The organism is Pseudoalteromonas sp. APC 3355 (genome assembly GCF_030407615.1).
Lineage (GTDB): Bacteria > Pseudomonadota > Gammaproteobacteria > Enterobacterales > Alteromonadaceae > Pseudoalteromonas > Pseudoalteromonas distincta.
In genome coordinates, this window is record NZ_JASDDB010000008.1 from 15299 (window position 1) to 35438 (window position 20140).

General features: G+C 40.3%; 24 protein-coding genes. 20 read left to right on the forward strand and 4 right to left on the reverse strand.

Translation table 11 applies throughout. The annotated features are described in order from the left end of the window. Nucleotides 1-19 precede the first annotated feature (19 nt). On the reverse strand, nucleotides 20-1330 hold the full coding sequence (locus QMA08_RS11420; RefSeq protein ID WP_290174548.1) for a TIGR00366 family protein: 1311 nt from the start codon (nucleotides 1328-1330) through the stop codon (nucleotides 20-22). 169 nt (nucleotides 1331-1499) lie between these two features. Between QMA08_RS11420 and QMA08_RS11425 the strand changes: the two genes are divergently transcribed. Further along, complete coding sequence (locus tag QMA08_RS11425; protein WP_024597278.1) at nucleotides 1500-2567, forward strand: potassium channel family protein; 1068 nt, start codon at nucleotides 1500-1502, stop codon at nucleotides 2565-2567. After that, nucleotides 2567-2764, forward strand: a complete 198-nt coding sequence (locus tag QMA08_RS11430) for a PLDc N-terminal domain-containing protein (protein WP_002957905.1) — start codon at nucleotides 2567-2569, stop codon at nucleotides 2762-2764. The genes QMA08_RS11425 and QMA08_RS11430 overlap by 1 nt, the downstream gene beginning before the upstream one ends. A gap of 36 nt (nucleotides 2765-2800) precedes the next feature. On the opposite strand, the gene QMA08_RS11435 is transcribed toward QMA08_RS11430, so the two are convergent. Both QMA08_RS11435 and QMA08_RS11440 read right to left on the reverse strand, forming a co-directional pair. Continuing rightward, nucleotides 2801-3835 (reverse strand): cytosolic protein, encoded by a 1035-nt coding sequence (locus QMA08_RS11435; RefSeq protein ID WP_138489747.1) that lies wholly within the window; start codon nucleotides 3833-3835, stop codon nucleotides 2801-2803. 69 nt (nucleotides 3836-3904) lie between these two features. After that, entirely contained in the window at nucleotides 3905-4363 is a 459-nt protein-coding gene (locus tag QMA08_RS11440; RefSeq protein WP_290174549.1) for an EVE domain-containing protein, read from the reverse strand. Nucleotides 4364-4440: 77 nt separating this feature from the next. On the opposite strand from QMA08_RS11440, the gene tesB reads away from it, so the two are divergent. Next, on the forward strand, nucleotides 4441-5298 hold the full coding sequence (gene tesB, locus QMA08_RS11445; protein WP_002957902.1) for an acyl-CoA thioesterase II: 858 nt from the start codon (nucleotides 4441-4443) through the stop codon (nucleotides 5296-5298). A gap of 20 nt (nucleotides 5299-5318) precedes the next feature. On the opposite strand, the gene plsB is transcribed toward tesB, so the two are convergent. Continuing rightward, nucleotides 5319-7757, reverse strand: coding sequence for a glycerol-3-phosphate 1-O-acyltransferase PlsB (plsB, locus tag QMA08_RS11450; protein ID WP_290174550.1), 2439 nt, complete (start codon nucleotides 7755-7757; stop codon nucleotides 5319-5321). Between the two features lie 417 nt (nucleotides 7758-8174). On the opposite strand from plsB, the gene rpsJ reads away from it, so the two are divergent. The 17 genes from rpsJ to hflX all read left to right on the forward strand — a co-directional run bounded on the left by rpsJ (nucleotide 8175) and on the right by hflX (nucleotide 20105). Further along, nucleotides 8175-8486: a 30S ribosomal protein S10 gene (gene rpsJ, locus QMA08_RS11455; RefSeq protein WP_002957900.1), complete on the forward strand. Its 312-nt coding sequence runs from the start codon at nucleotides 8175-8177 to the stop codon at nucleotides 8484-8486. A 27-nt stretch (nucleotides 8487-8513) separates the two neighbouring features. Beyond that, nucleotides 8514-9149 (forward strand): 50S ribosomal protein L3, encoded by a 636-nt coding sequence (rplC, locus tag QMA08_RS11460; protein WP_002957898.1) that lies wholly within the window; start codon nucleotides 8514-8516, stop codon nucleotides 9147-9149. A 17-nt stretch (nucleotides 9150-9166) separates the two neighbouring features. Then, complete coding sequence (gene rplD / locus QMA08_RS11465; protein WP_002957897.1) at nucleotides 9167-9772, forward strand: 50S ribosomal protein L4; 606 nt, start codon at nucleotides 9167-9169, stop codon at nucleotides 9770-9772. Further along, the gene (gene rplW, locus QMA08_RS11470) at nucleotides 9769-10071 is read left to right on the forward strand and encodes a 50S ribosomal protein L23 (protein ID WP_002957896.1); all 303 of its coding nucleotides are present in this window, start codon (nucleotides 9769-9771) and stop codon (nucleotides 10069-10071) included. The genes rplD and rplW overlap by 4 nt, the downstream gene beginning before the upstream one ends. Before the next feature lie 15 nt (nucleotides 10072-10086). Beyond that, nucleotides 10087-10911, forward strand: coding sequence for a 50S ribosomal protein L2 (gene rplB / locus QMA08_RS11475; RefSeq protein ID WP_002957895.1), 825 nt, complete (start codon nucleotides 10087-10089; stop codon nucleotides 10909-10911). A 15-nt stretch (nucleotides 10912-10926) separates the two neighbouring features. After that, complete coding sequence (gene rpsS / locus QMA08_RS11480; protein WP_004588689.1) at nucleotides 10927-11205, forward strand: 30S ribosomal protein S19; 279 nt, start codon at nucleotides 10927-10929, stop codon at nucleotides 11203-11205. A 13-nt stretch (nucleotides 11206-11218) separates the two neighbouring features. Next, on the forward strand, nucleotides 11219-11551 hold the full coding sequence (rplV, locus tag QMA08_RS11485) for a 50S ribosomal protein L22 (RefSeq protein WP_002957892.1): 333 nt from the start codon (nucleotides 11219-11221) through the stop codon (nucleotides 11549-11551). A gap of 11 nt (nucleotides 11552-11562) precedes the next feature. After that, on the forward strand, nucleotides 11563-12264 hold the full coding sequence (gene rpsC, locus QMA08_RS11490) for a 30S ribosomal protein S3 (RefSeq protein ID WP_002957891.1): 702 nt from the start codon (nucleotides 11563-11565) through the stop codon (nucleotides 12262-12264). A 12-nt stretch (nucleotides 12265-12276) separates the two neighbouring features. After that, the gene (gene rplP / locus QMA08_RS11495; protein ID WP_002957890.1) at nucleotides 12277-12690 is read left to right on the forward strand and encodes a 50S ribosomal protein L16; all 414 of its coding nucleotides are present in this window, start codon (nucleotides 12277-12279) and stop codon (nucleotides 12688-12690) included. Beyond that, a complete protein-coding gene (rpmC, locus tag QMA08_RS11500; RefSeq protein ID WP_002957889.1) occupies nucleotides 12690-12881 on the forward strand; it encodes a 50S ribosomal protein L29 in 192 nt (63 codons plus the stop codon). The genes rplP and rpmC overlap by 1 nt, the downstream gene beginning before the upstream one ends. After that, complete coding sequence (gene rpsQ, locus QMA08_RS11505; RefSeq protein ID WP_002957888.1) at nucleotides 12881-13138, forward strand: 30S ribosomal protein S17; 258 nt, start codon at nucleotides 12881-12883, stop codon at nucleotides 13136-13138. The genes rpmC and rpsQ overlap by 1 nt, the downstream gene beginning before the upstream one ends. Before the next feature lie 669 nt (nucleotides 13139-13807). Beyond that, nucleotides 13808-14275, forward strand: a complete 468-nt coding sequence (gene tsaE / locus QMA08_RS11510; protein WP_002957887.1) for a tRNA (adenosine(37)-N6)-threonylcarbamoyltransferase complex ATPase subunit type 1 TsaE — start codon at nucleotides 13808-13810, stop codon at nucleotides 14273-14275. Nucleotides 14276-14302: 27 nt separating this feature from the next. Next, a complete protein-coding gene (locus QMA08_RS11515) occupies nucleotides 14303-15646 on the forward strand; it encodes an N-acetylmuramoyl-L-alanine amidase (RefSeq protein ID WP_290174551.1) in 1344 nt (447 codons plus the stop codon). A 36-nt stretch (nucleotides 15647-15682) separates the two neighbouring features. Beyond that, nucleotides 15683-17530 (forward strand): DNA mismatch repair endonuclease MutL, encoded by a 1848-nt coding sequence (gene mutL, locus QMA08_RS11520; RefSeq protein ID WP_272451097.1) that lies wholly within the window; start codon nucleotides 15683-15685, stop codon nucleotides 17528-17530. A 10-nt stretch (nucleotides 17531-17540) separates the two neighbouring features. Continuing rightward, entirely contained in the window at nucleotides 17541-18458 is a 918-nt protein-coding gene (gene miaA, locus QMA08_RS11525; protein ID WP_002957884.1) for a tRNA (adenosine(37)-N6)-dimethylallyltransferase MiaA, read from the forward strand. A gap of 78 nt (nucleotides 18459-18536) precedes the next feature. After that, nucleotides 18537-18800, forward strand: a complete 264-nt coding sequence (hfq, locus tag QMA08_RS11530; protein WP_002957883.1) for an RNA chaperone Hfq — start codon at nucleotides 18537-18539, stop codon at nucleotides 18798-18800. Nucleotides 18801-18815: 15 nt separating this feature from the next. Beyond that, the gene (gene hflX / locus QMA08_RS11535; protein ID WP_024597267.1) at nucleotides 18816-20105 is read left to right on the forward strand and encodes a ribosome rescue GTPase HflX; all 1290 of its coding nucleotides are present in this window, start codon (nucleotides 18816-18818) and stop codon (nucleotides 20103-20105) included. Nucleotides 20106-20140: the final 35 nt, after the last annotated feature.

Genomic DNA, 20140 nt, shown 5'->3' on the forward strand with positions numbered 1-20140 from the left:
CTTTTTATTATGTTTACAGTTAATAAAAGCTCAATACCAGCGATATAAAAACCCCAGTTACAAACAACTGCACAACACAAAACCCCATAATATCTTTTGCTTTTAAGCCTGCGATAGCAAGGACGGGTAATGCCCAAAAAGGTTGAATTAAATTAGTCCACGCATCACCCCACGCAACAGCCATTGCAACGCGAGATATATCGGCACCTAGCTCTTGTGCTGCGGGTATAACAATAGGCGCTTGTACTGCCCATTGGCCGCCGCCAGAGGGTACAAACATATTAACGAGTCCTGCACTTATAAAACTAAAAAATGGCAAGCTATCAGCATCCGCAACGGCAATAAAGCCACGTGATATCTGTTGTGCTAATCCGCTATCAACCATTACCGCCATAATGCCAGCATAAAAAGGAAATTGAATAACAATGCCAGCCCCGCTTGGAGTTGCTTGCTGCAGACTGTTAAGTAAATTATGGGGTGTTTGATGCAGCGTAATAGCTAAAAACAAAAATACGGCAATAACGCTATTAAGGTTTAAGTTTCCGCCAGCAATAAAAAAGTAATAACCTAAATATGCCAAACCTAATAAGCCAATTGTCATACCGAGTAGTTTACTTTGTTCCAAATGTTGGGCAGGTCTGGTTATTGTTGTGGGCTTAGGTGTTGTCTCTTGTAAAAGAGCTGGGTCGATATATACGCTTTCTTGCTCGCTTGGCAGCATATAGCGATTAACGAGCGGCATAATAATGAATAAACCAACTAATATGGCTATATTAAAGCCCGCAAATAAAGTGTGCTCTGTACTAATAATACCAATGCTGGCCTCTGAGAAGTGACCATCGGTTGCGATAGTTAAAGGAATCGAGCCAGCTAATCCGCCATGCCATACAACAAAACCTGAGTAAGCGCTGGCTACTAATAATCGATAATCAACACGAGTATGTTTAGCAATTGCTTTGGCAAAAAGGGCACCAATAACTAAGCCAAATCCCCAATTTATCCAGCTCGCTAAAAGCGAAATAAGCGTTACCAATATAATTGCTTTAGGTGCTGTATTTGCGAGTGTTGCTAGTTTTTCTAATAACTTACTTATAGGTGGCGTACTTGCCAACATATAGCCTGTAATTAACACTAGTAGCATTTGCATCGCAAAACTTAATAAGTTCCAAAACCCACCTCCCCACGCTTGTAATACTTCAATGTTAGTTGCGGTTGTAAATAAGCTCGCACTGACAAGGGTAATTATTGTAAGTAAAATTACAAATATAAAAGGGTCGGGAAGATAACGCTCTACAATTTTAGTAAAAGGGCGGGCTATTTTATTAAGCATAAGCACAACTGTTTTGGTTATTATTTTAACGCTAATTAATCATGAAAAATCACCATTGGCAAACAGCATTTAGTCTAATATTTGCGGTTAAAAGCTTAAACATTGCTTAAAAGCATCGCTTACAGTAACGTACTGTTTATAGATAATTTACTAACGAAGACTTTGTATTATGCCGGTGATATTTAAAAGGCTAGCGTTACTTGTTCGCGCTCATATAGATCAGTTGAGTTGGCAAGCAGTGGCATTAGCTATTTTGACTCATATGCTATTAACATGGAGCTTACTATTTATAGCGAATGAGAAAGCGTTAACCTCGCTTACTACCTTTTTTTACTATTACACAGTAACAACATCAACAGTGGGATATGGTGACTTTAGTCCAACTACTGATCTTGGTCGTTGGGTGGTTGCATTAATACAAATTCCATTTGGTTTAGCTTTATTTGGTGTTTTGCTAGGAAAAGCAGGACAAACTGTTACTTACTTAATTAGGCGCGCTATGACTGGTGATAAAAACTTTGCTCACAGTAACCACCATATTATTATTTTTGGTTGGCACGACACTCGTACAAAAAAGATGATTGATTACATTTTGGCAGATACGAAACGTACTGACCGTCGTATTTTACTCGCGGTAACAGAGCAAATGGATCATCCTTTTTTAGCTAACGAAAGCGTTGATTTTGCACGTTTAACGAGTTTTACTAATTTAGCTGAACTAGAGCGGGTAGCTATTCGTAGTGCTGATAAAGTGATTATTGATGGTCAAGATGACGATCAGACATTTACAACAGCCCTGCGCATTAGTCGCTTAGTAAAAGATGATTGCCATATAAGCGCTCACTTTTTAGATGAAACCAAAGTTGAGATGATGTTAGAGCATTGCCAAAATGTAGAGTGTAGTAGTGCAAAATCAGCTGAGATACTCGTACGCTCAATGCAAGATCCTGGTTCGAGCCGTGTGCAAGAGGAGCTGCTATCTACTTTGCACGGCGATACACAATTTAGTTTGAAAATACCAAGCGGCTGCAAAGATATGGAGTTTGGTACTTTGTTTCATCATTTTAAGCTTGAGCATGATGCAATACTGTTGGGTGTTGCTCATAATTTAAGTGCGCAAAATATGGATTTAAACCCACCATTAGATTACAAAGTAAGTGAAGGCGATATTTTGCACTATATATCGGTAGATCGAGTATTAAGTAGTGAAGTAGACTGGTCGAGCCTAGAAAAATAATGAATGAAGTTGTATTTTTAATTGTTGTTTTAAGTGCTTATATATTACCTGTCGTTATTGTACTCAACAGTAAGCGTACACAGGGTCATGAAAAGAATGGCTGGCTAATGGGAATAATTATATTTTCTTGGTTAGGGTTAATGATGTACTTTGCCATTGTGCCCAAGTATGGGCACAAAAAGAAAAAGGCCAAATAGAGTAGTTGGCCTTTACAGCTGCTTTTACTGGCGTAACTACTCTTCTAGTTGCTTAATTTTATGCTCAATTAAAGGATCGTCAGGTACAAGTTGTTGAGCAACTTCTAATAACTGAATGGCATCATTAGGATGCTCATCTTGATGCTTAAGGGCAACATCTATTAATGGCTGAATATCAATTTTTGCCTGATGTTCCTGTACGTGAACTTCTTTTTCATCAATCAAAATATTATGAGCTTTGCTTAATAGTGTTTGACGGTGAGCTGAGTTTACATTCGCTTTATTAAGGCTTTTGTAATAATCCTCTTTAAAGCGTAAGGTTTTAGTTTGCATACGAAACTGCGCAATATCAATTTGCTGATGCTGGATAAAATCGACGGCTACTTGCTTATAAAATCCAAACTTATTCAAATATGTGGCATGCGTGCCATGTCCCATACCAAATACTCGTAAGTGAGTTAACTGCTTATAGCGCTTAGCGTGCATTCGGTCTATACGATTAGTAGGATCGTAAATAATATAGCCTTGGGCATCTCCTAAATCTAGATCGTGATAATCTTGCTGCCAGTCAAACTGCTGAGCTATATCGGTACTAGAGCGGTCATCCCACGGTACTAATTCTTTATTTTTAGTACTTACCGGATGGAAGAACAACACCTGATTTAGCTTTAATAGTTTAGCAAAAGCGCCAACAGCAAATCCGCCACGACTTAAACCATAGCCAAGTCGACAATTAAACGGCGTAAGTAATGTTGATAATTGCTCGAGAAAAAAGATTAAATTACGATTACGAAACCAATTACTTTTACCTAAATGCTGAAAAGCGATTACGTTTACGTTTTGTTTTTGAGCTAAGTGATAACCCCATGGTGCAAAATCAGGGTGAAGATCTTGCTCTTGCACGTTAGTGCCAGCAGGGGAGAAAGTAAAAAGCAGGGGTTTATTAACGTCAACAAAATCATACTTAACAAATACATCGCCGAGTAAATCATTACCCGTCATGGGTAATCGAGTTTGTTGCTCATTGCGCGGGAGAGTTAACCATTCATCTAACCAATACAGTAATTTCATTAATCCTCCAGCTATAAGTCAATATAGATCATATCAAACTCAATGAAATTAGGTCAAACCGATAGGATATTACTGCGTCATTTTGATTATTTCATCCCAGTCATTTTTAGTAACAGGCATTATTGATAGTCGTCCGCCCTTTTTAAGGGCGATTTCAGTAATATTGTCATTGGCTTTAATATCTTTAAGGCTAATTAATTTTTTTAAATGGCTTTGATAAGTAACCTCAACAACAACCCAACGTGGTTTGTCGCTGGTGGCTTTTGCATCGTAATAGTCGCTGCTTAAATCAAATTGAGTGGGGTCTGGGTAGGCTTCTTTGGTAACCTCGGCAATGCCGGCTACGCCCACGTGTTTGCAGCTTGAATGATAAATCATGACTGAATCGCCGACCTCAACGCCGTCACGCATAAAATTTCGTGCTTGGTAATTACGCACGCCTTCCCAAAGAGTCGTTTGTTTTGGTGCATTTTTTAAGTCATCTAATGAAAACGCATCGGGTTCAGTTTTAAATAGCCAGTAAGCCATAACAGTATTCCTAACAAATATTTACTTCCCACTATTGTATAGTATCATTTGGACACTAGGGTAATGAGGAAGAAATAATGAGCCAAGTATTAGATGATTTATTGTCGTTGTTAACACTTGAAGAAATTGAGCAAGGTTTATATCGAGGACAAAGCCAAGATTTAGGCTTTGGTGCTGTATTTGGTGGTCAAGTAATGGGGCAGGCGCTTTCTGCTGCCAAAGAAACCCTACCTGAAGGGCGAATAGTTCATTCATTACATTCTTACTTTTTACGCCCAGGCGATCCGGCTAAACCCATTGTTTATGACGTTGAAACTATTCGTGATGGTAAGAGCTTTAGTACGCGCCGAGTCAAAGCAATTCAGTACGGTAAACCTATTTTTTATATGACCGCGTCGTTTCAGGGTGAAGAAAATGGGTTATCGCATCAAGCGACAATGCCTGATGTTCCCGCACCTGAAGAATTACGTTCATCGCTTGAGTTTTACCAAGATAACGCTTCGCATATCCCAGAGGTTATCCGTAATAAGTTTACCCGTGAAATGCCAATTGAAATGCGACCGGTTACTTTTCATAACCCGTTTAAACCAGAAGTTATGGAGCCGGTAAAGCATATTTGGTTTAAAGCTAATGGTGAAATGCCGGACGATCAGCGTATCCATAATTACTTATTAGCGTATGCGTCTGATTTTGAGTTTTTACCAACTGCATTACAACCTCATGGTGTATCGTTTATGCAGCCAAATATGCAAGTAGCTACTATTGATCATGCAATGTGGTTTCATCGTCCATTTAGAATGGATGATTGGATTTTGTATTCAATTGATAGTCCAAGTGCGAGTAATGGGTGTGGTTTGGTACGGGGGCAGTTTTTTGATCGCCAAGGCAACTTGGTTGCCTCAACAATGCAAGAAGGGGTTATGCGTCAGCGCTAACCCCTTCTGTAAATGCATTGCTAGTTACACTGATCTTGTACTATATCGCTGATTGACTGCCAGACGCGTGCTGGCAGTAATGTTTTAAGGTGTGCGTAGGTTTCACATAGTTGTGTGCTACCTACTAAGCCCTTATCACCCTCTGTTATTAATGACTCGCCACGTAAGTTTTCAATAAAACTAACAAGTACTTTTTTGTCAAAAAACTCAGGTGTTTTTATGCCGTGCAGTGTACCTAAACGTTGTGCGAGTACTTGGCTTTCTCTTTCAAGCTCGGCTTTTTCAATGCCATCACTTGTTTGAATAAAACCAATCACAATAGCGTAACGTTGTAGGGTAAAGCTAAGTGCTCGTCCAAGCATTTCTAGCTTAGCTAAGCAGTCGTTACTGTTCGTTATATGAATGTTATCGCCATCAAACTCAATTAAATTTTGATCGGCAAAATTAGCTAAAATACGCGTTATGTAGTTTTCATCAAGAGGTTGTAAATACCATTCTTTAGCAAATAGCGGATAAAATGTTTTTACAAGTTGTTGGCATTGAGCAATCGTAGTGCTGTGTTGTTTAAATAGATGTAGTGCAATTAAGCTTGGTACTGAAAACAAGTGCAAAATATTGTTTCGGTAGTAGTTAAACAGTACTTTTTCTTTATCGCTAATCGTAATAATTTCGCCAAACTCATCACTGATAACTTCAAACTTATTAAGCTTTAATGCATGCGTTAGTAATTGCTCTGGTGTTTCGTCTGGTGTAGTTACTTTATTACTGTAGCTTGCATCACGCTGTAAGCGCAGATAAAAATCAAGCTGAGCTAATAGCTTTGGTTTACTCAATGCTTGCTTATCATTAACCAGCAATATCATCGCTAGTAAGTTAACCGCATTAAGCGCCGCTGCATTATTAATTTTAACCATTACTTGGTCGGCAAGTTTAGTTACTTGTGGTGCTAACCATTGTGGCTTTTGCACGTCAGTTGGGTGTATTGAATCACGCCAATCAGGTTGGTTATCGTTTAAGTATTGGTTAATAGAGATTGGATCGCCAAAGTTTAAATTACCACGACCGTAGTTTTTAAGGTTTTTGATTGCCTTAAAAATACCAAATATAGATTCGCCTTTTTTATCTTTACCATCCAGCTCTTTAAGGTAGGTGTTAATTTCCATGACGTGCTCGTAGCCAATGTACACAGGTACAATAGATATTGGTCTGTCTATTCCGCGTAGCATTGCTTGTAATGTCATAGATAGCATGCCCGTTTTAGGCGGCAGTAAGCGTCCAGTTCGGCTTCGACCGCCCTCCGTGTAAAACTTCACAGAGTAACCTTTAATAAACAGTTGGCTTAAATACTCTTTGAATATGGCAGAATAAAGTTTATTACCTGCAAACGAGCGACGAATAAAAAACGCACCAGAGCGTCTAAATATGCCTCCGGCAGGGAAAAAGTTAAGGTTTATACCTGCAGCTATATGCGGAGGTACTAAACCTAAATGATAAATAGAGTAAGTAAGCAGTAAGTAATCCATATGGCTGCGATGACAAGGCATATAAATTATTTCATGGCCTTTATCTGTTAGTTCATGAATTTGTTCGGCGTGTTTAATATCAATACCATTATAAAGCTTATTCCATAACCAAGTTAAAAACCTTTCGGCCACACGTATCATTGCTTCAGAGTAATTAGCGGCTATTTCATCAAGTAGCTTAAGTGCATTTTGACGAGCTTCTGTTTGGCTAATGTTTTTAGCGTTAGCTTCATCTTGAATTGCTTTTTTTATAGTAGGTGACGCTAATAATGAATTAAACAATTGCTCACGAGATGGCATTTTAGGGCCTGTAGCAGCTAGCTTTTGGCGCTTAAAGTGAACACGCGCTACGCGTAATAATTTATGAGGTAACTCACTTACGTCGGCTTTTTCATTGACTAAAAGTGATAAGTCGAGTGGTTGGCTAAAGCGAATAAAGTTATCGCGCCCTGAAAATAACACCACAAAAAACTTTCTAAACCAGCTTGGAGTAAGAGAGTGTGTAATTAAAGTACGTAGTCCTGGCTTTTCTTTACCTGGGTCGCGCCCCCATAAAATAGTAACAGGCACCACTTGTACGTTTTGCTGACCGCTTTTTATTAAGTACTCAATAATTTGCTTGCCTTGGGCTAAAGCATTGGTTGGTTTTGCTTCATCACCAAATAACGGTGGAGGATTTTTAATACCAATAAAACGGTCTAAATTTTGAGTCCCTAGCACTTGCTCTTCTGTTGGGCTTGGTAGGCCATTCTTTTTACAAACATGCGCCAGCGCGGCTAAATCAAAACGTGAATTTAAACGCACTATATAAAATGTAGGGTACTCAGGGTTTAGCTCATACTGTTTAATAGGATTTTCTGGTAGCACTTTGCTTTTCACAAATAAGCGGCTAAATCCAGCAGACATAACATTTAAACAATAATTAAAAATACGCATCGACTCACCATATTGAGAGTATTAAGGGCAAAATTAGCGCAACAGGATACCATAATATCTAAAAATCCCTTAGTTTGCGCAATTAAGATGTTTAGTTGTTTGTTGACTAGCATCAAAAGCATTAGTTCAAGTATAGCTATTGAACATGTATGGACGCATATTTAATCAAATTAGTGGTCATTGTATTGTTTCTAAATAGTTGTTGCATTTATCACCAATACCTCTATAATACGCAGGCTTTCAAAATTCCTCTGGGAATTAGAAAGGATAAATTAAGCTTGGATTTCAAGCTAATAAACAGGAGTTCCGATTTGGAACTCAACGTAGATATAATCAAACAGCCGACATCTTAAGTTTTAAGATTGTTTCGGTCGTTTTTTTATGCTCTTTTATATGCTCTTTATATTGAGGTTAAGAATGTCAAATCAACGCATTCGTATTCGCCTAAAAGCTTTTGACCACCGTTTGATTGACCAATCAACGGCAGAAATCGTGGAAACTGCGAAACGCACTGGCGCACAAGTACGTGGTCCAATCCCACTACCTACACGCTTTGAACGTTTTACTGTACTAACTTCACCGCACGTTAATAAAGATGCGCGTGATCAGTACGAGATCCGCACCCATAAACGTCTGATAGACATCGTAGAACCAACTGACAAGACTGTAGACGCGCTTATGCGTTTAGATCTTGCTGCTGGTGTTGATGTTCAAATCAGCCTGGGTTAATCGAAAGATTAGAGAGGTTTTAGGAAAATGGCATTAGGTCTAGTCGGTCGTAAAGTGGGTATGACACGAATCTTCACTGAAGATGGTGTATCTATCCCTGTGACAGTTATTGAAGCGACACCTAACCGCATTGCTCAGATCAAATCTGACGCAACAGACGGTTATAACGCGCTTCAAGTAACCGCAGGCACTAAAAAAGCAAGTCGTGTAAACAAAGCTAAAGCGGGTCATTTCGCTAAAGCTGGTGTTGAAGCGGGTCGCGGTCTGTGGGAATTCCGCCTTAACGGTGGTGAAGGCGATTTTGAAGTAGGTGCTGAGCTTACTGTTGAATTATTCAACGAAATCAACAAGGTTGACGTAACCGGTACTTCTAAAGGTAAAGGTTTCCAAGGTGGTGTTAAGCGCTGGAATTTCAGCATGCAAGACGCTACACATGGTAACTCTCTATCTCACCGTGCTCCTGGTTCAATCGGTCAAAACCAATCACCTGGTAAGGTGTTTAAAGGTAAGAAAATGGCCGGTCATATGGGTGCTGAGCGTGTAACGACTCAAAACTTAGAACTAGTTCGCGTTGACGCTGAGCGTAATTTGCTTTTAGTTAAGGGTGCAGTACCTGGAGCTATTGGCGGTGACGTTATCGTTAAACCAGCTGTTAAAGCATAAGTCCTGGAGATTTAGTGATGGAATTAGCAATTAAAGACGCTTCTGGCGGTCTTGAAGTTTCTGAAGCTACTTTTGGACGTGAGTTTAACGAAGCATTAGTACACCAAGTAGTTGTTGCATACGCAGCAGGTGCTCGTCAAGGTACTCGTGCTCAGAAGACACGTTCTGAAGTAAGCGGTGGTGGTAAAAAACCATGGGCTCAAAAAGGTACTGGCCGTGCACGTGCCGGTACAATCCGTAGCCCAATTTGGCGTTCAGGTGGCGTTAGCTTTGCAGCTAAACCACAAGACCACAGCCAAAAAGTAAACCGTAAAATGTACCGTGGTGCGATTAAAAGCATCTTATCTGAATTAGTTCGTCAAGAGCGTTTAATCGTTGTTGAAAGTTTTGCTCTAGCAGCACCAAAAACTAAAGAACTAGTTGCTAAGCTTAAAGAACTTGAGCTTAAAGATGTTCTTATCGTGACTGAAGAAGTAGATGAAAATCTTTTCTTATCGGCACGTAACCTTTATAAGGTTGACACACGTGATGTAGCTGGTATCGATCCTGTAAGCTTAATTGCTTTCGATAAGGTACTTATTACAGCCGCTGCTGTTAAGCAACTTGAGGAGGCGCTAGCATGATTCGCGAAGAACGTCTTTTAAAAGTGATCCTTGCTCCACATATCTCTGAAAAAAGCACAATTGCTGCTGAAGAAAACAATACTATTGTTTTTAAAGTAGTAAATGACGCAACTAAAGCTGAAATTAAAGTAGCAGTTGAGAAGCTTTTTGAAGTAGAAGTAACGGGTGTTCGCACACTTAACGTTAAGGGTAAAACAAAACGTACTGGCGCACGTTTCGGTCGTCGTAGCGACTGGAAAAAAGCTTACGTTACTCTTAAAGAAGGCAGCGAGCTAGACTTTGTCGGCGGCGCCGAGTAATAAGGGGATAGAATTATGGCACTTCAAAAGTGTAAGCCTACTTCTGCGGGCCGTCGTCACCTAGTTAAAGTGGTTAACTCTGATCTACATAAGGGTAAGCCATACGCACCACTTTTAGAGAAAAACTCTAAATCAGGTGGTCGTAATAACAATGGTCGTATTACGGTTCGTCATATCGGTGGTGGTCATAAACAACATTACCGTTTAATCGATTTTAAACGTACTAAAGATGGCATTCCAGCCACTGTTGAACGTTTAGAATACGATCCAAATCGTAGCGCAAACATCGCTCTTGTATTATATGCAGACGGTGAGCGTCGTTACATTATCGCACCAAAAGGCTTAAAAGCTGGCGATGCAATCCAGTCTGGTGTTGATGCACCAATCAAACCTGGTAATGCATTACCAATGCGTAATATGCCTGTAGGTTCGACTGTTCACAACGTAGAATTAAAACCAGGTAAAGGTGCTCAAATCGCACGTTCTGCTGGTGCATACGTTCAAATCCTTGCTCGTGATGGTCAGTATGTAACATTACGTCTTCGTTCAGGCGAAGTTCGTAAAGTTGAATCTGATTGTCGTGCGACACTAGGTGAAGTAGGCAATGCTGAGCATATGCTTCGTTCACTTGGTAAAGCAGGTGCAAATCGCTGGCGTGGTATTCGTCCGACAGTTCGTGGTGTTGCCATGAACCCGGTAGATCACCCACACGGTGGTGGTGAAGGTCGTACATCTGGTGGTCGTCATCCTGTGTCTCCATGGGGTAAGCCGACTAAAGGTGCGAAGACGCGTAAGAACAAGCGTACGGATAAATTTATAGTACGTCGTCGTACTAAGTAATATTGAGGAATAGCCATGCCACGCTCTCTCAAGAAGGGTCCTTTTATAGACCTACACTTGCTGAAGAAGGTAGAGAAAGCTTTGGAAAGCGGTGAGAAAAAGCCAATTAAAACTTGGAGCCGTCGTTCAATGATCATACCTAACATGATCGGATTGACCATTGCTGTCCATAATGGTCGCCAGCACGTACCAGTTTTCGTTTCTGACGAAATGATCGGTCACAAACTAGGTGAATTTGCACCAACTCGCACTTACCGTGGCCATGCTGCGGATAAGAAAGCGAAGAAACGATAAGAGGGGAAGATAAATGCAAGCATTAGCTAAACATAAATTCGCCTCTGGTTCGGCGCAAAAAGCACGTCTAGTTGCAGATCAGATCCGCGGGTTACCTGTAGATCGCGCACTAGAAATCCTGGCGTACAGCCCTAAGAAAGCGGCTGTATTAGTTAAGAAAGTACTTGAGTCTGCTATTGCTAACGCAGAGCATAACGAAGGTGCTGACATTGATGAGCTTCGTATAACAACGATCTTTGTGGACGATGGTCCTACAATGAAACGTATTATGCCTCGTGCTAAAGGACGCGCAGATCGCATCCTTAAGCGTACAAGCCATATCACTGTTATGGTTTCAGATAGCTAGGAGTATAAGTAATGGGACAAAAAGTTCATCCTACTGGTATTCGCCTAGGTATATCTAAACCTTGGGTTTCTACCTGGTACGCGAGTTCAAAAGATTTCTCTGCACAGCTTTTTGGCGATCACAAAGTTCGTACATTCCTTACTAAGGAATTGAAAACGGCTTCTGTGTCTAAAATCGTTATTGAGCGTCCAGCAAAATCAATCCGAGTAACAATCCACACGGCTCGTCCGGGTGTTGTTATCGGTAAAAAAGGCGAAGACGTAGAAAAATTACGTCAAGCGGTAACTAAAATCGCTGGTGTACCTGCTCAGATTAATATCTCTGAAGTACGTAAACCAGAACTAGATGCACAACTAGTAGCAGACGGCATTGCCTCTCAACTAGAACGTCGTGTTATGTTCCGTCGCGCTATGAAGCGTTCGGTACAAAATGCAATGCGCATCGGTTCTAAAGGGATTAAAGTTGAAGTTAGCGGTCGTCTTGGCGGCGCTGAAATCGCACGTTCAGAATGGTATCGTGAAGGTCGTGTACCTCTACATACTCTTCGTGCTGATATCGATTACGCAACTTCTGAAGCCTTAACCACTTATGGTATCATTGGTGTTAAAGTTTGGATCTTCAAAGGCGAAGTTATTGGTGGTTTACCACTAGTACAAGAGCAAGAGAAGCCAGCTAAACGCGCACCAAAGAAAGCCAAGAAAAGTGCTAAGTAGAGGTAGCGAGTAATGTTACAGCCAAAACGTACAAAATTCCGTAAAATGCACAAAGGCCGCAACCGCGGTTTAGCGCAAAACGGTAACAAAGTAAGCTTCGGTACTTTCGGATTGAAAGCAACTGGCCGTGGCCGTATGACTGCTCGTCAAATCGAAGCAGCTCGTCGTGCTATGACGCGTCACGTGAAACGTCAAGGTAAAATCTGGATTCGTGTCTTCCCTGACAAACCGATTACAGAAAAACCTCTTGAAGTTCGTATGGGTAAAGGTAAAGGTTCTGTTGAATATTGGGTTGCTGAAATTCAGCCTGGTAAAGTACTTTACGAAATGGAAGGTGTTTCAGAAGAGCTTGCTCGTGAAGCGTTTGACCTTGCTGCTCGTAAACTGCCATTCAAAACAACTTTCGTAACTCGGACGGTAATGTGATGAAAGCTAGCGAACTAAAAGATAAAAGCGTAGAAGAGCTTAATGCTGAACTTCTAGGACTACTTCGTGAGCAATTTAATATGCGCATGCAAGCTAGCACTGGTCAGTTAGCTCAGACACACACGCTAAGAACAGTACGCCGCGATATCGCGCGTGTAAAAACAGTTATTAACCAGAAGGCAGGTCAATAATGAGCGATAAAATTCGTACTCTTCAAGGCCGTGTAATCAGCGACAAGATGGAAAAATCTTTCACTATCGCTATCGCACGTTATGTGAAGCACCCAATCTATGGGAAATTCATTAAACGTACGACTAAGTTACACGTACATGACGAAAATAACACAGCAAAAGCGGGTGACGTAGTTACTATCCGTGAATGCGCACCAATTTCTAAGAATAAATCTTGGACTTTAGTAGACGTTATTTCTAGTCCAAAACAAGCTTAATTTTTAATTAAGTTAGTTTTGTAAAAAAGCCCTGGCATTAGCCGGGGCTTTTTGTTTTCTGGAACTGCCTTGTCCTGAAACGTGTTTATACATTTAGGACTTATACCAATCCGCAATAATACTTAATCATTTTGCGGGGCTAAACGTGTCGCTACCTGCTTTAAAAAATGCTCATTTAGAACAACTAAATAGCGAATTTCTGCCTACCTATCAACACGTTTTTCCAGCCTCAAAATAGATCACTTAATTAAGCGAATTGGTATTATTTTATGAAAACTATTAAAACTAAAGACGCGAAGTTAGTTGGTATTATCTTTTTATCAGAAATACAAAAGCATGCAGGGTAGTTTTCTGGTTTGTGTCATCAACTCCGTTGTTGTTATATATTTTTGGTGTCAGAACTAGTGGGTGAATCACAAAAATTTGATTATAAGCTTACATATCTCAGTAACTTTAATACTTGCTATAGGCATATAAGCCGTTGTGCTGCTTTTCTCTTACTTTATTTCAATGTTACAGTTTTAAGGTATCGAAAATAGATATTCAAATATAACTTTAATCATTCGCTTGTGTGGTTTTTTTATGTCTAAAACCTCAATTTATCGCCTTAAATGAATATTCTGGTATGATTAGCAAATATGCGCTTTTGAATGAATTTTTGAGGTAATAATGACGCGTAGTTTTGAATTTCATTTAACTGATGAGATTGCCACGGTTGCAATGGGTAATCGCGTTGCTGATATTATAGAGCAAGGTGCGGTTATTTATTTACATGGTGATTTAGGTGCTGGTAAAACAACGTTTACACGAGGTGTAGTGCAAGGCTTTGGCCATACAGGTAAGGTTAAAAGCCCGACCTATACACTAGTAGAACCTTATGAGCTTGAGCGTGCAAATGTTTATCATTTTGACTTATACCGCTTAGGTGATCCTGAAGAACTCGAATACATGGGAATACGCGATTATTTCTCAGCAGACGCAATTTGTGTTGTTGAATGGCCTGAAAAGGGTGGTGAATTTATTCCTGTGCCTGATTTAGATATTACTCTAAGCTATGTGGGTAACGAACGTAAAATTGTTATAAATAGTGCGAGTGAGCGCGGTATAGCAATTGTCGAAAAACTAAATAATCAATAATAATATAGTTAAGGCAGTAATTATCCAATGAGTCGAGGTGTAGTTAAACTTTTTATTTATCTTATGGTTATCACCATAAGCTTGCCGCTATGGGCTAAAAACATAATCAATAGTGTGCGTGTATGGCCGTCTCCAGATAGTACGCGCGTGGTATTTGATTTAAATGATAAGCCCGACTTTAGCTATTTCATGCTTAAAAACCCTAGCCGCCTAGTGATTGATTTAGAAAATACTAGCGAGTTAAAAACATTGCCAGGTGTGCCCCCGAAACATCAAATAGTAAGCAAATTACGTTACTCAAAACCTAAAAATAAACAAAGCGTACGTTTAGTATTTGAATTAAGTGCGCCAATAAAGCCAGTGGTATTTGCCCTCGCACCTACAGGCCCTTATAAAAATAGACTCGTTGTTGATTTATACAATAAAAGCCAAGCTACTACAGTTGTTTCTCCTGCTCAAACAGCCGCTAAAAACCGTCAACTAAGCCAAGAGCGCGACATTGTTATTGCAATTGATGCGGGGCATGGCGGCGAAGATCCTGGTTCAATTGGGCCATCAGGCACCTACGAAAAAACAGTTACACTGCAAATTGCGAAACGTTTAGAGCGCATGATTGATGGCGAACGTGGCATGATTTCGCGCATGGTACGAAGCGGTGACTATTTTGTAAAATTAAATACCCGTACTAATCGAGCCCGTGAAAAAAAGGCAGATTTTTTTGTTTCTATTCATGCTGATGCATTTACAAGCCCTGGGCCAAATGGTGCCTCTGTGTGGGTTTTATCATTAAGACGTGCTAATTCAGAAATAGGTAAATGGATAGAAGATAAAGAAAAACACTCCGAGCTTTTAGGTGGCGCTGCTGATGTAATGAAAGATGCCGCCAATGAAAAATATCTAGCACAAGCGTTGCTTGATATGTCGATGGACCACTCAATGAAAACTGGCTTAAATGTAGCTGATGAAGTGGTTAAAGAGCTTCGTAAGGTTGCCAAACTGCATAAAAAAGATCCCCAGCATGCGAGCCTTGCAGTACTAAAATCACCAGATATTCCATCTATTTTGGTAGAAACAGGGTTTATATCTAACCCGCGAGAAGAAAAGCTACTTAAAAGCCCTAATCATCAAGAGCGTTTAGCTAAAGCGATATTTACTTCAATTAAAAATTATTATTTGAAAAATCCGCCGGATGATTCGTTATTTGCTAAATTAAAGTCGCAATATCCAACAAAGCATAAAGTACGCCCCGGTGAATCTTTAAGTATGTTAGCGAGTCGCTATGGCGTTACAGTCAATAAATTAAAACAAGTTAATAAGCTTAGTTCTAATACCTTATTTATTGGGCAAGAGCTCGATATACCTCAAAGTTAGTCATTATTATTAGCGCAATGCTTGCTAGGAAGTCTCATGAATATTGAAATATTACCCGCGCGTTTAGCCAACCAAATTGCCGCAGGCGAAGTGGTTGAGCGCCCAGCGTCGGTAGTAAAAGAGCTTGTTGAAAATAGCTTAGATGCTGGCGCAACGCGTATTCAAATTGATATTGAGCGCGGCGGCCACAAACTTATTCGTATTCGTGATAATGGCGCAGGGATAAGTAAAGATGAGCTAACGCTCGCACTTTCTCGCCACGCGACAAGTAAATTAAAATCACTTGATGACCTTGAAAACATTTGCTCACTTGGCTTTAGAGGGGAAGCACTTGCGTCAATTAGTTCTGTGTCGCGTTTAACGCTGAGCTCAAAACCAAAAGAGCAAGAAGCAGCTTGGCAAGCTTTTGCAGAAGGCCGCGACATGGCCGTTCAAGTAAAACCTGTAGCGCATCCCGATGGCACAACCATTGAAGTAAAAGATTTATTTTTTAATACTCCAGCACGTCGTAAATTTTTACGCACCGAAAAAACTGAATTTAGCCATATTGATGAGTTGATAAAGCGTATTGCGCTTAGTCGCTTTGATGTTTCTATTACACTAACTCACAACGAAAAAGTAGTAAGGCAGTATCGTGCCAAAACTGATCCCTCTCAGGCTATAACACGCGTAGCACAAGTTGCAGGTAAGGCCTTTGCCGAGCAAGGTTTGCATATTCAATCAGGAGAAGGCGGTTTACAGTTGCATGGTTGGGTGCTGCCTGTCGGCTCAGCTAATACGACTCAGTACACTTATGTGAATAATCGCATGATGCGCGATAAGCTTATTTTGCATGCGATACGCCAAGCGTTTGAAGAGGTAAGTGGGACGCAAGAGCTACCAGGGTTTGTTATTTATATTGATATTGACCCACGACAGGTTGATGTAAATGTTCACCCTGCTAAGCATGAAGTGCGTTTTCATCAAGGGCGATTAATTCATGATTTTATATTGCAAGCTATTAAGCAGGTAGTCGTGCCATTGCAAGGCGAATTCACTAACGAATCAGCGAGCACAGAAGCAGAATTCACGCCAGCGTTCATTGAGTCAACGCATAGCAGTGCTAATAATATAGAAAGCGAAGGAGTGTTTGATTACCCTAAATCGCAATTACAGCCCTCTTACTCTGGAAGTACTGGTAGCTCAAGTTCGTCCTCAGGTACTAGAAGTGTTGGCGGTGCATACCGTGCAGCACCAAGTACGAGCCATCATGACGTAAATGCGTTTTATCAAGGAGTGAGTGAGCAACACGCCGCGCATTTTGATAATGCAGCCAATATATCTGCTGCACCACACCAGTCCGTATCTGTGGATAATGTCTTAAAAGCTGTTTCTATTATAAGTGTTAGTGAAGGAGTGTGTGTCTTTAGTGAAGAGCAGCAATTGTATTGCTCACATTTTAAATATGCATTAATTGATGATTGGCATAATCAAATTAAAGAGTTCGGAAGTTTAGAAGGGAAAGCCCTTTTGTTACCAGTGCGAGTAAACTTAGAAAAAGAAGATTGCTTACTTATAGAATCCCAGCAATCGTGGTTTACCTTACTTGGTTTTGAACTTGTAATAGAAAAACAATTTGTAATGGTTAAAAAATTGCCAGCGTGTTTATATTTACTTGACGTAAGTGCAGCGTTAGGTGAGCTACTTGATGCGTGTAAAGCAAAACTTGAAAATATAGAGAATTGGTTAGAATGGCAAATGAAATGCGTGCCGACCCGATTTTATTTAAGCAATGTATTTTTAGCGCAACAAATGCGCTTACAAAATAATCCACAAACTATTGAACGCTTGCGTAAAAAAGCAGTTAAAATAGAGCTAAATCACTATTTAACGCAATTAGATTAAGGTATCAGTGTTGAGTAATTTACCAGTTATATTTTTAATGGGTCCAACTGCAGCAGGTAAAACAGCATTGGCAATCTCGCTGTGCGAGCATTTAAATACAGAAATAATCAGCGTAGATTCAGCGCTAGTGTATAAAGGTATGGACATTGGTACAGCAAAACCTGATGCGGAAGAATTAGCCAAAGCTCCGCATCATTTAATTGATCTACTTGACCCGAGTGAAACGTATTCAGTTGCAGATTTTAGGCGCGATGCAGTGCAAAAAATTGACGAATTTCACAGACAAGGTAAAGTGCCTGTATTGGTTGGAGGTACAATGCTGTACTTCAAATCTTTAATTGATGGTTTATCGCCTTTACCTGAAGCAGATACAGAGATAAGAGCAGAGTTAGAAGCGCAAGCGAAAGAATTTGGCTGGCCTCATTTATATAAAGAATTAGTTAAAGTTGACCCAAAAGCAGCCGAAAAAATAAGTGAAAATGATTCACAAAGAATTAATCGAGCTTTAGAGGTTTACAGGTTAACTGGTAAGACCATGACTGAGTTGCAAATGCAAAAACAGCCGGCTTTACCTTATACTTTTCATCAATTTGCGATTGCACCGCAAGAACGCAGTGAATTACACCGCCGAATTGAAGAAAGGTTTAAAATAATGATTGATCAGGGGTTTGAAAATGAAGTTTCGACCCTATATCTACGTAAGGATTTACACCCCAATATGCCTTCTATTCGTTGTGTTGGTTATAGACAAATGTGGGATTACCTTGCGGGTGAAACAAACCATGATGAAATGGTTTTTCGTGGCATCGCAGCAACACGTCAGCTGGCAAAACGGCAGTTAACGTGGCTTCGTAGTTGGCCTGATGTTACTTGGTTAACAACAGGCGACGAAGAAAACTTGCATCGTGTAGTAAGTTCGCTAAGCTAGTAGTAGTTGAATATTGTTTTTTATCAAATAAGTTCAGCCACTTAATTATAATAACACCTAGAACGAAGGAACAATAACATGGCAAAAGGCCAATCGTTACAAGACCCATTTTTGAATGCACTACGACGTGAGCGCATTCCAGTATCAATCTTTTTGGTAAATGGCATAAAATTACAAGGCAAAATTCAGTCATTTGACCAATTTGTTATTTTACTAGAGAACACCGTAAATCAAATGGTTTATAAGCATGCAATTTCTACAGTTGTCCCTGCTCGCGCAGTTAACTTCCAAGCAGTTCAAGGAAGTGATGATACTGAAGAGGCAGAAGCTGGAAACTTTTAATTAGGAGCATAATGTTTGTTTGACCGCTATGAATCCGGCGAACAGGCAATTTTAGTTCATATCGACTTGCCTAAAGAAGGAGATCGTGAAGATCTTCATGAGTTAGAAATGTTGGTATCTTCTGCTGGTGTTAGTAGTTTGGCGGTTGTGCAAGGCAGCCGTCAAGCACCACATCCGAAACTATTCGTCGGTACCGGTAAAGCAGAAGAAATAGCTGAGATTGTCAAAATCCACAAAGCAGATGTCGTAATTTTTAATCATCAACTCAGGCCATCACAAGAGCGTAATTTAGAGCGCGTTTGTCAATGTCGTGTGCTTGATAGAACGACGCTAATTCTTGATATTTTTGCCCAGCGCGCACGTACCCACGAGGGTAAGCTGCAAGTTGAATTGGCTCAACTTCGCCATATGTCGACTCGATTAATTCGAGGCTGGACTCACCTTGAACGTCAAAAAGGCGGGATTGGTTTACGTGGTCCTGGTGAAACTCAACTTGAAACTGACAGAAGATTACTTCGCGCCCGTATCCAAAATATTCGTGCACGTTTAGCTAAAGTTGCAGTGCAACGTGAACAAGGTAGGCGAGCTCGTACTCGCAACGAAATACCTACAGTTTCGTTAGTTGGTTATACCAATGCGGGTAAATCTACATTATTTAATCGAATTACAAATTCAGATGTATACGCGGCCGATCAGTTGTTTGCCACGCTTGACCCGACTCTACGTAAGCTTGAGTTAGGTGATGTTGGCCCTGTTATCTTAGCTGATACAGTGGGCTTTATTCGGCACCTACCACATGACTTAGTTGCTGCTTTTAAAGCAACGCTTACTGAAACTCGCGAAGCTGATTTGCAGTTACATGTAATTGATGCAGCAGACTCACGTCTGCAAGAAAATATTGAACAAGTACAATCGGTGCTTAAAGAAATTGAGGCCGATGAAGTACCACAGCTATTAATTTATAATAAAATTGATGCGCTGGATAACGTCAGCCCACGTATTGATCGAGACGACGAAGGCCAACCTATAAGAGTATGGCTTAGCGCTCAGACTGGTGAAGGGTGTGAATTACTTAGCGAGGCTATTAGTGAGCTACTAGCTAAGAAGATGTTTAACGAAACATTATTTCTTACGCCATTGTACGGTCGCTTAAGAGCTGCATTGTTCAGTTTAAATGCAGTGCATGAAGAGCAATTTGATGAGCAAGGTAATTGGCTGTTAGATGTTAGAATGCCAATGGTTGAGTGGAATCGTTTAATTAAAGAATTTGGTCCTGAAATTGCTGGTTTTATCAACCGTAATTAAAAATTGACGTTTTAATGTCGGTTTTAGTATGAGAA

Bases quoted from the DNA above. Each gene is read 5' to 3' on its own strand.
- rpsJ (WP_002957900.1), top strand. From the start codon at position 8,175: ATGTCAAATCAACGCATTCGTATTCGCCTAAAAGCTTTTGACCACCGT.
- tesB (WP_002957902.1), top strand. From the start codon at position 4,441: ATGAGCCAAGTATTAGATGATTTATTGTCGTTGTTAACACTTGAAGAA.
- rplV (WP_002957892.1), top strand. From the start codon at position 11,219: ATGCAAGCATTAGCTAAACATAAATTCGCCTCTGGTTCGGCGCAAAAA.
- rplC (WP_002957898.1), top strand. From the start codon at position 8,514: ATGGCATTAGGTCTAGTCGGTCGTAAAGTGGGTATGACACGAATCTTC.
- QMA08_RS11440 (WP_290174549.1), bottom strand. From the start codon at position 4,363: ATGGCTTACTGGCTATTTAAAACTGAACCCGATGCGTTTTCATTAGAT.
- tsaE (WP_002957887.1), top strand. From the start codon at position 13,808: ATGACGCGTAGTTTTGAATTTCATTTAACTGATGAGATTGCCACGGTT.
- rplP (WP_002957890.1), top strand. From the start codon at position 12,277: ATGTTACAGCCAAAACGTACAAAATTCCGTAAAATGCACAAAGGCCGC.
- rpsQ (WP_002957888.1), top strand. From the start codon at position 12,881: ATGAGCGATAAAATTCGTACTCTTCAAGGCCGTGTAATCAGCGACAAG.
- plsB (WP_290174550.1), bottom strand. From the start codon at position 7,757: ATGCGTATTTTTAATTATTGTTTAAATGTTATGTCTGCTGGATTTAGC.
- rplB (WP_002957895.1), top strand. From the start codon at position 10,087: ATGGCACTTCAAAAGTGTAAGCCTACTTCTGCGGGCCGTCGTCACCTA.
- rpsS (WP_004588689.1), top strand. From the start codon at position 10,927: ATGCCACGCTCTCTCAAGAAGGGTCCTTTTATAGACCTACACTTGCTG.
- QMA08_RS11420 (WP_290174548.1), bottom strand. From the start codon at position 1,330: ATGCTTAATAAAATAGCCCGCCCTTTTACTAAAATTGTAGAGCGTTAT.
- mutL (WP_272451097.1), top strand. From the start codon at position 15,683: ATGAATATTGAAATATTACCCGCGCGTTTAGCCAACCAAATTGCCGCA.
- rpmC (WP_002957889.1), top strand. From the start codon at position 12,690: ATGAAAGCTAGCGAACTAAAAGATAAAAGCGTAGAAGAGCTTAATGCT.
- QMA08_RS11425 (WP_024597278.1), top strand. From the start codon at position 1,500: ATGCCGGTGATATTTAAAAGGCTAGCGTTACTTGTTCGCGCTCATATA.
- hfq (WP_002957883.1), top strand. From the start codon at position 18,537: ATGGCAAAAGGCCAATCGTTACAAGACCCATTTTTGAATGCACTACGA.
- rplD (WP_002957897.1), top strand. From the start codon at position 9,167: ATGGAATTAGCAATTAAAGACGCTTCTGGCGGTCTTGAAGTTTCTGAA.
- QMA08_RS11430 (WP_002957905.1), top strand. From the start codon at position 2,567: ATGAATGAAGTTGTATTTTTAATTGTTGTTTTAAGTGCTTATATATTA.
- QMA08_RS11435 (WP_138489747.1), bottom strand. From the start codon at position 3,835: ATGAAATTACTGTATTGGTTAGATGAATGGTTAACTCTCCCGCGCAAT.
- rplW (WP_002957896.1), top strand. From the start codon at position 9,769: ATGATTCGCGAAGAACGTCTTTTAAAAGTGATCCTTGCTCCACATATC.
- QMA08_RS11515 (WP_290174551.1), top strand. From the start codon at position 14,303: ATGAGTCGAGGTGTAGTTAAACTTTTTATTTATCTTATGGTTATCACC.
- rpsC (WP_002957891.1), top strand. From the start codon at position 11,563: ATGGGACAAAAAGTTCATCCTACTGGTATTCGCCTAGGTATATCTAAA.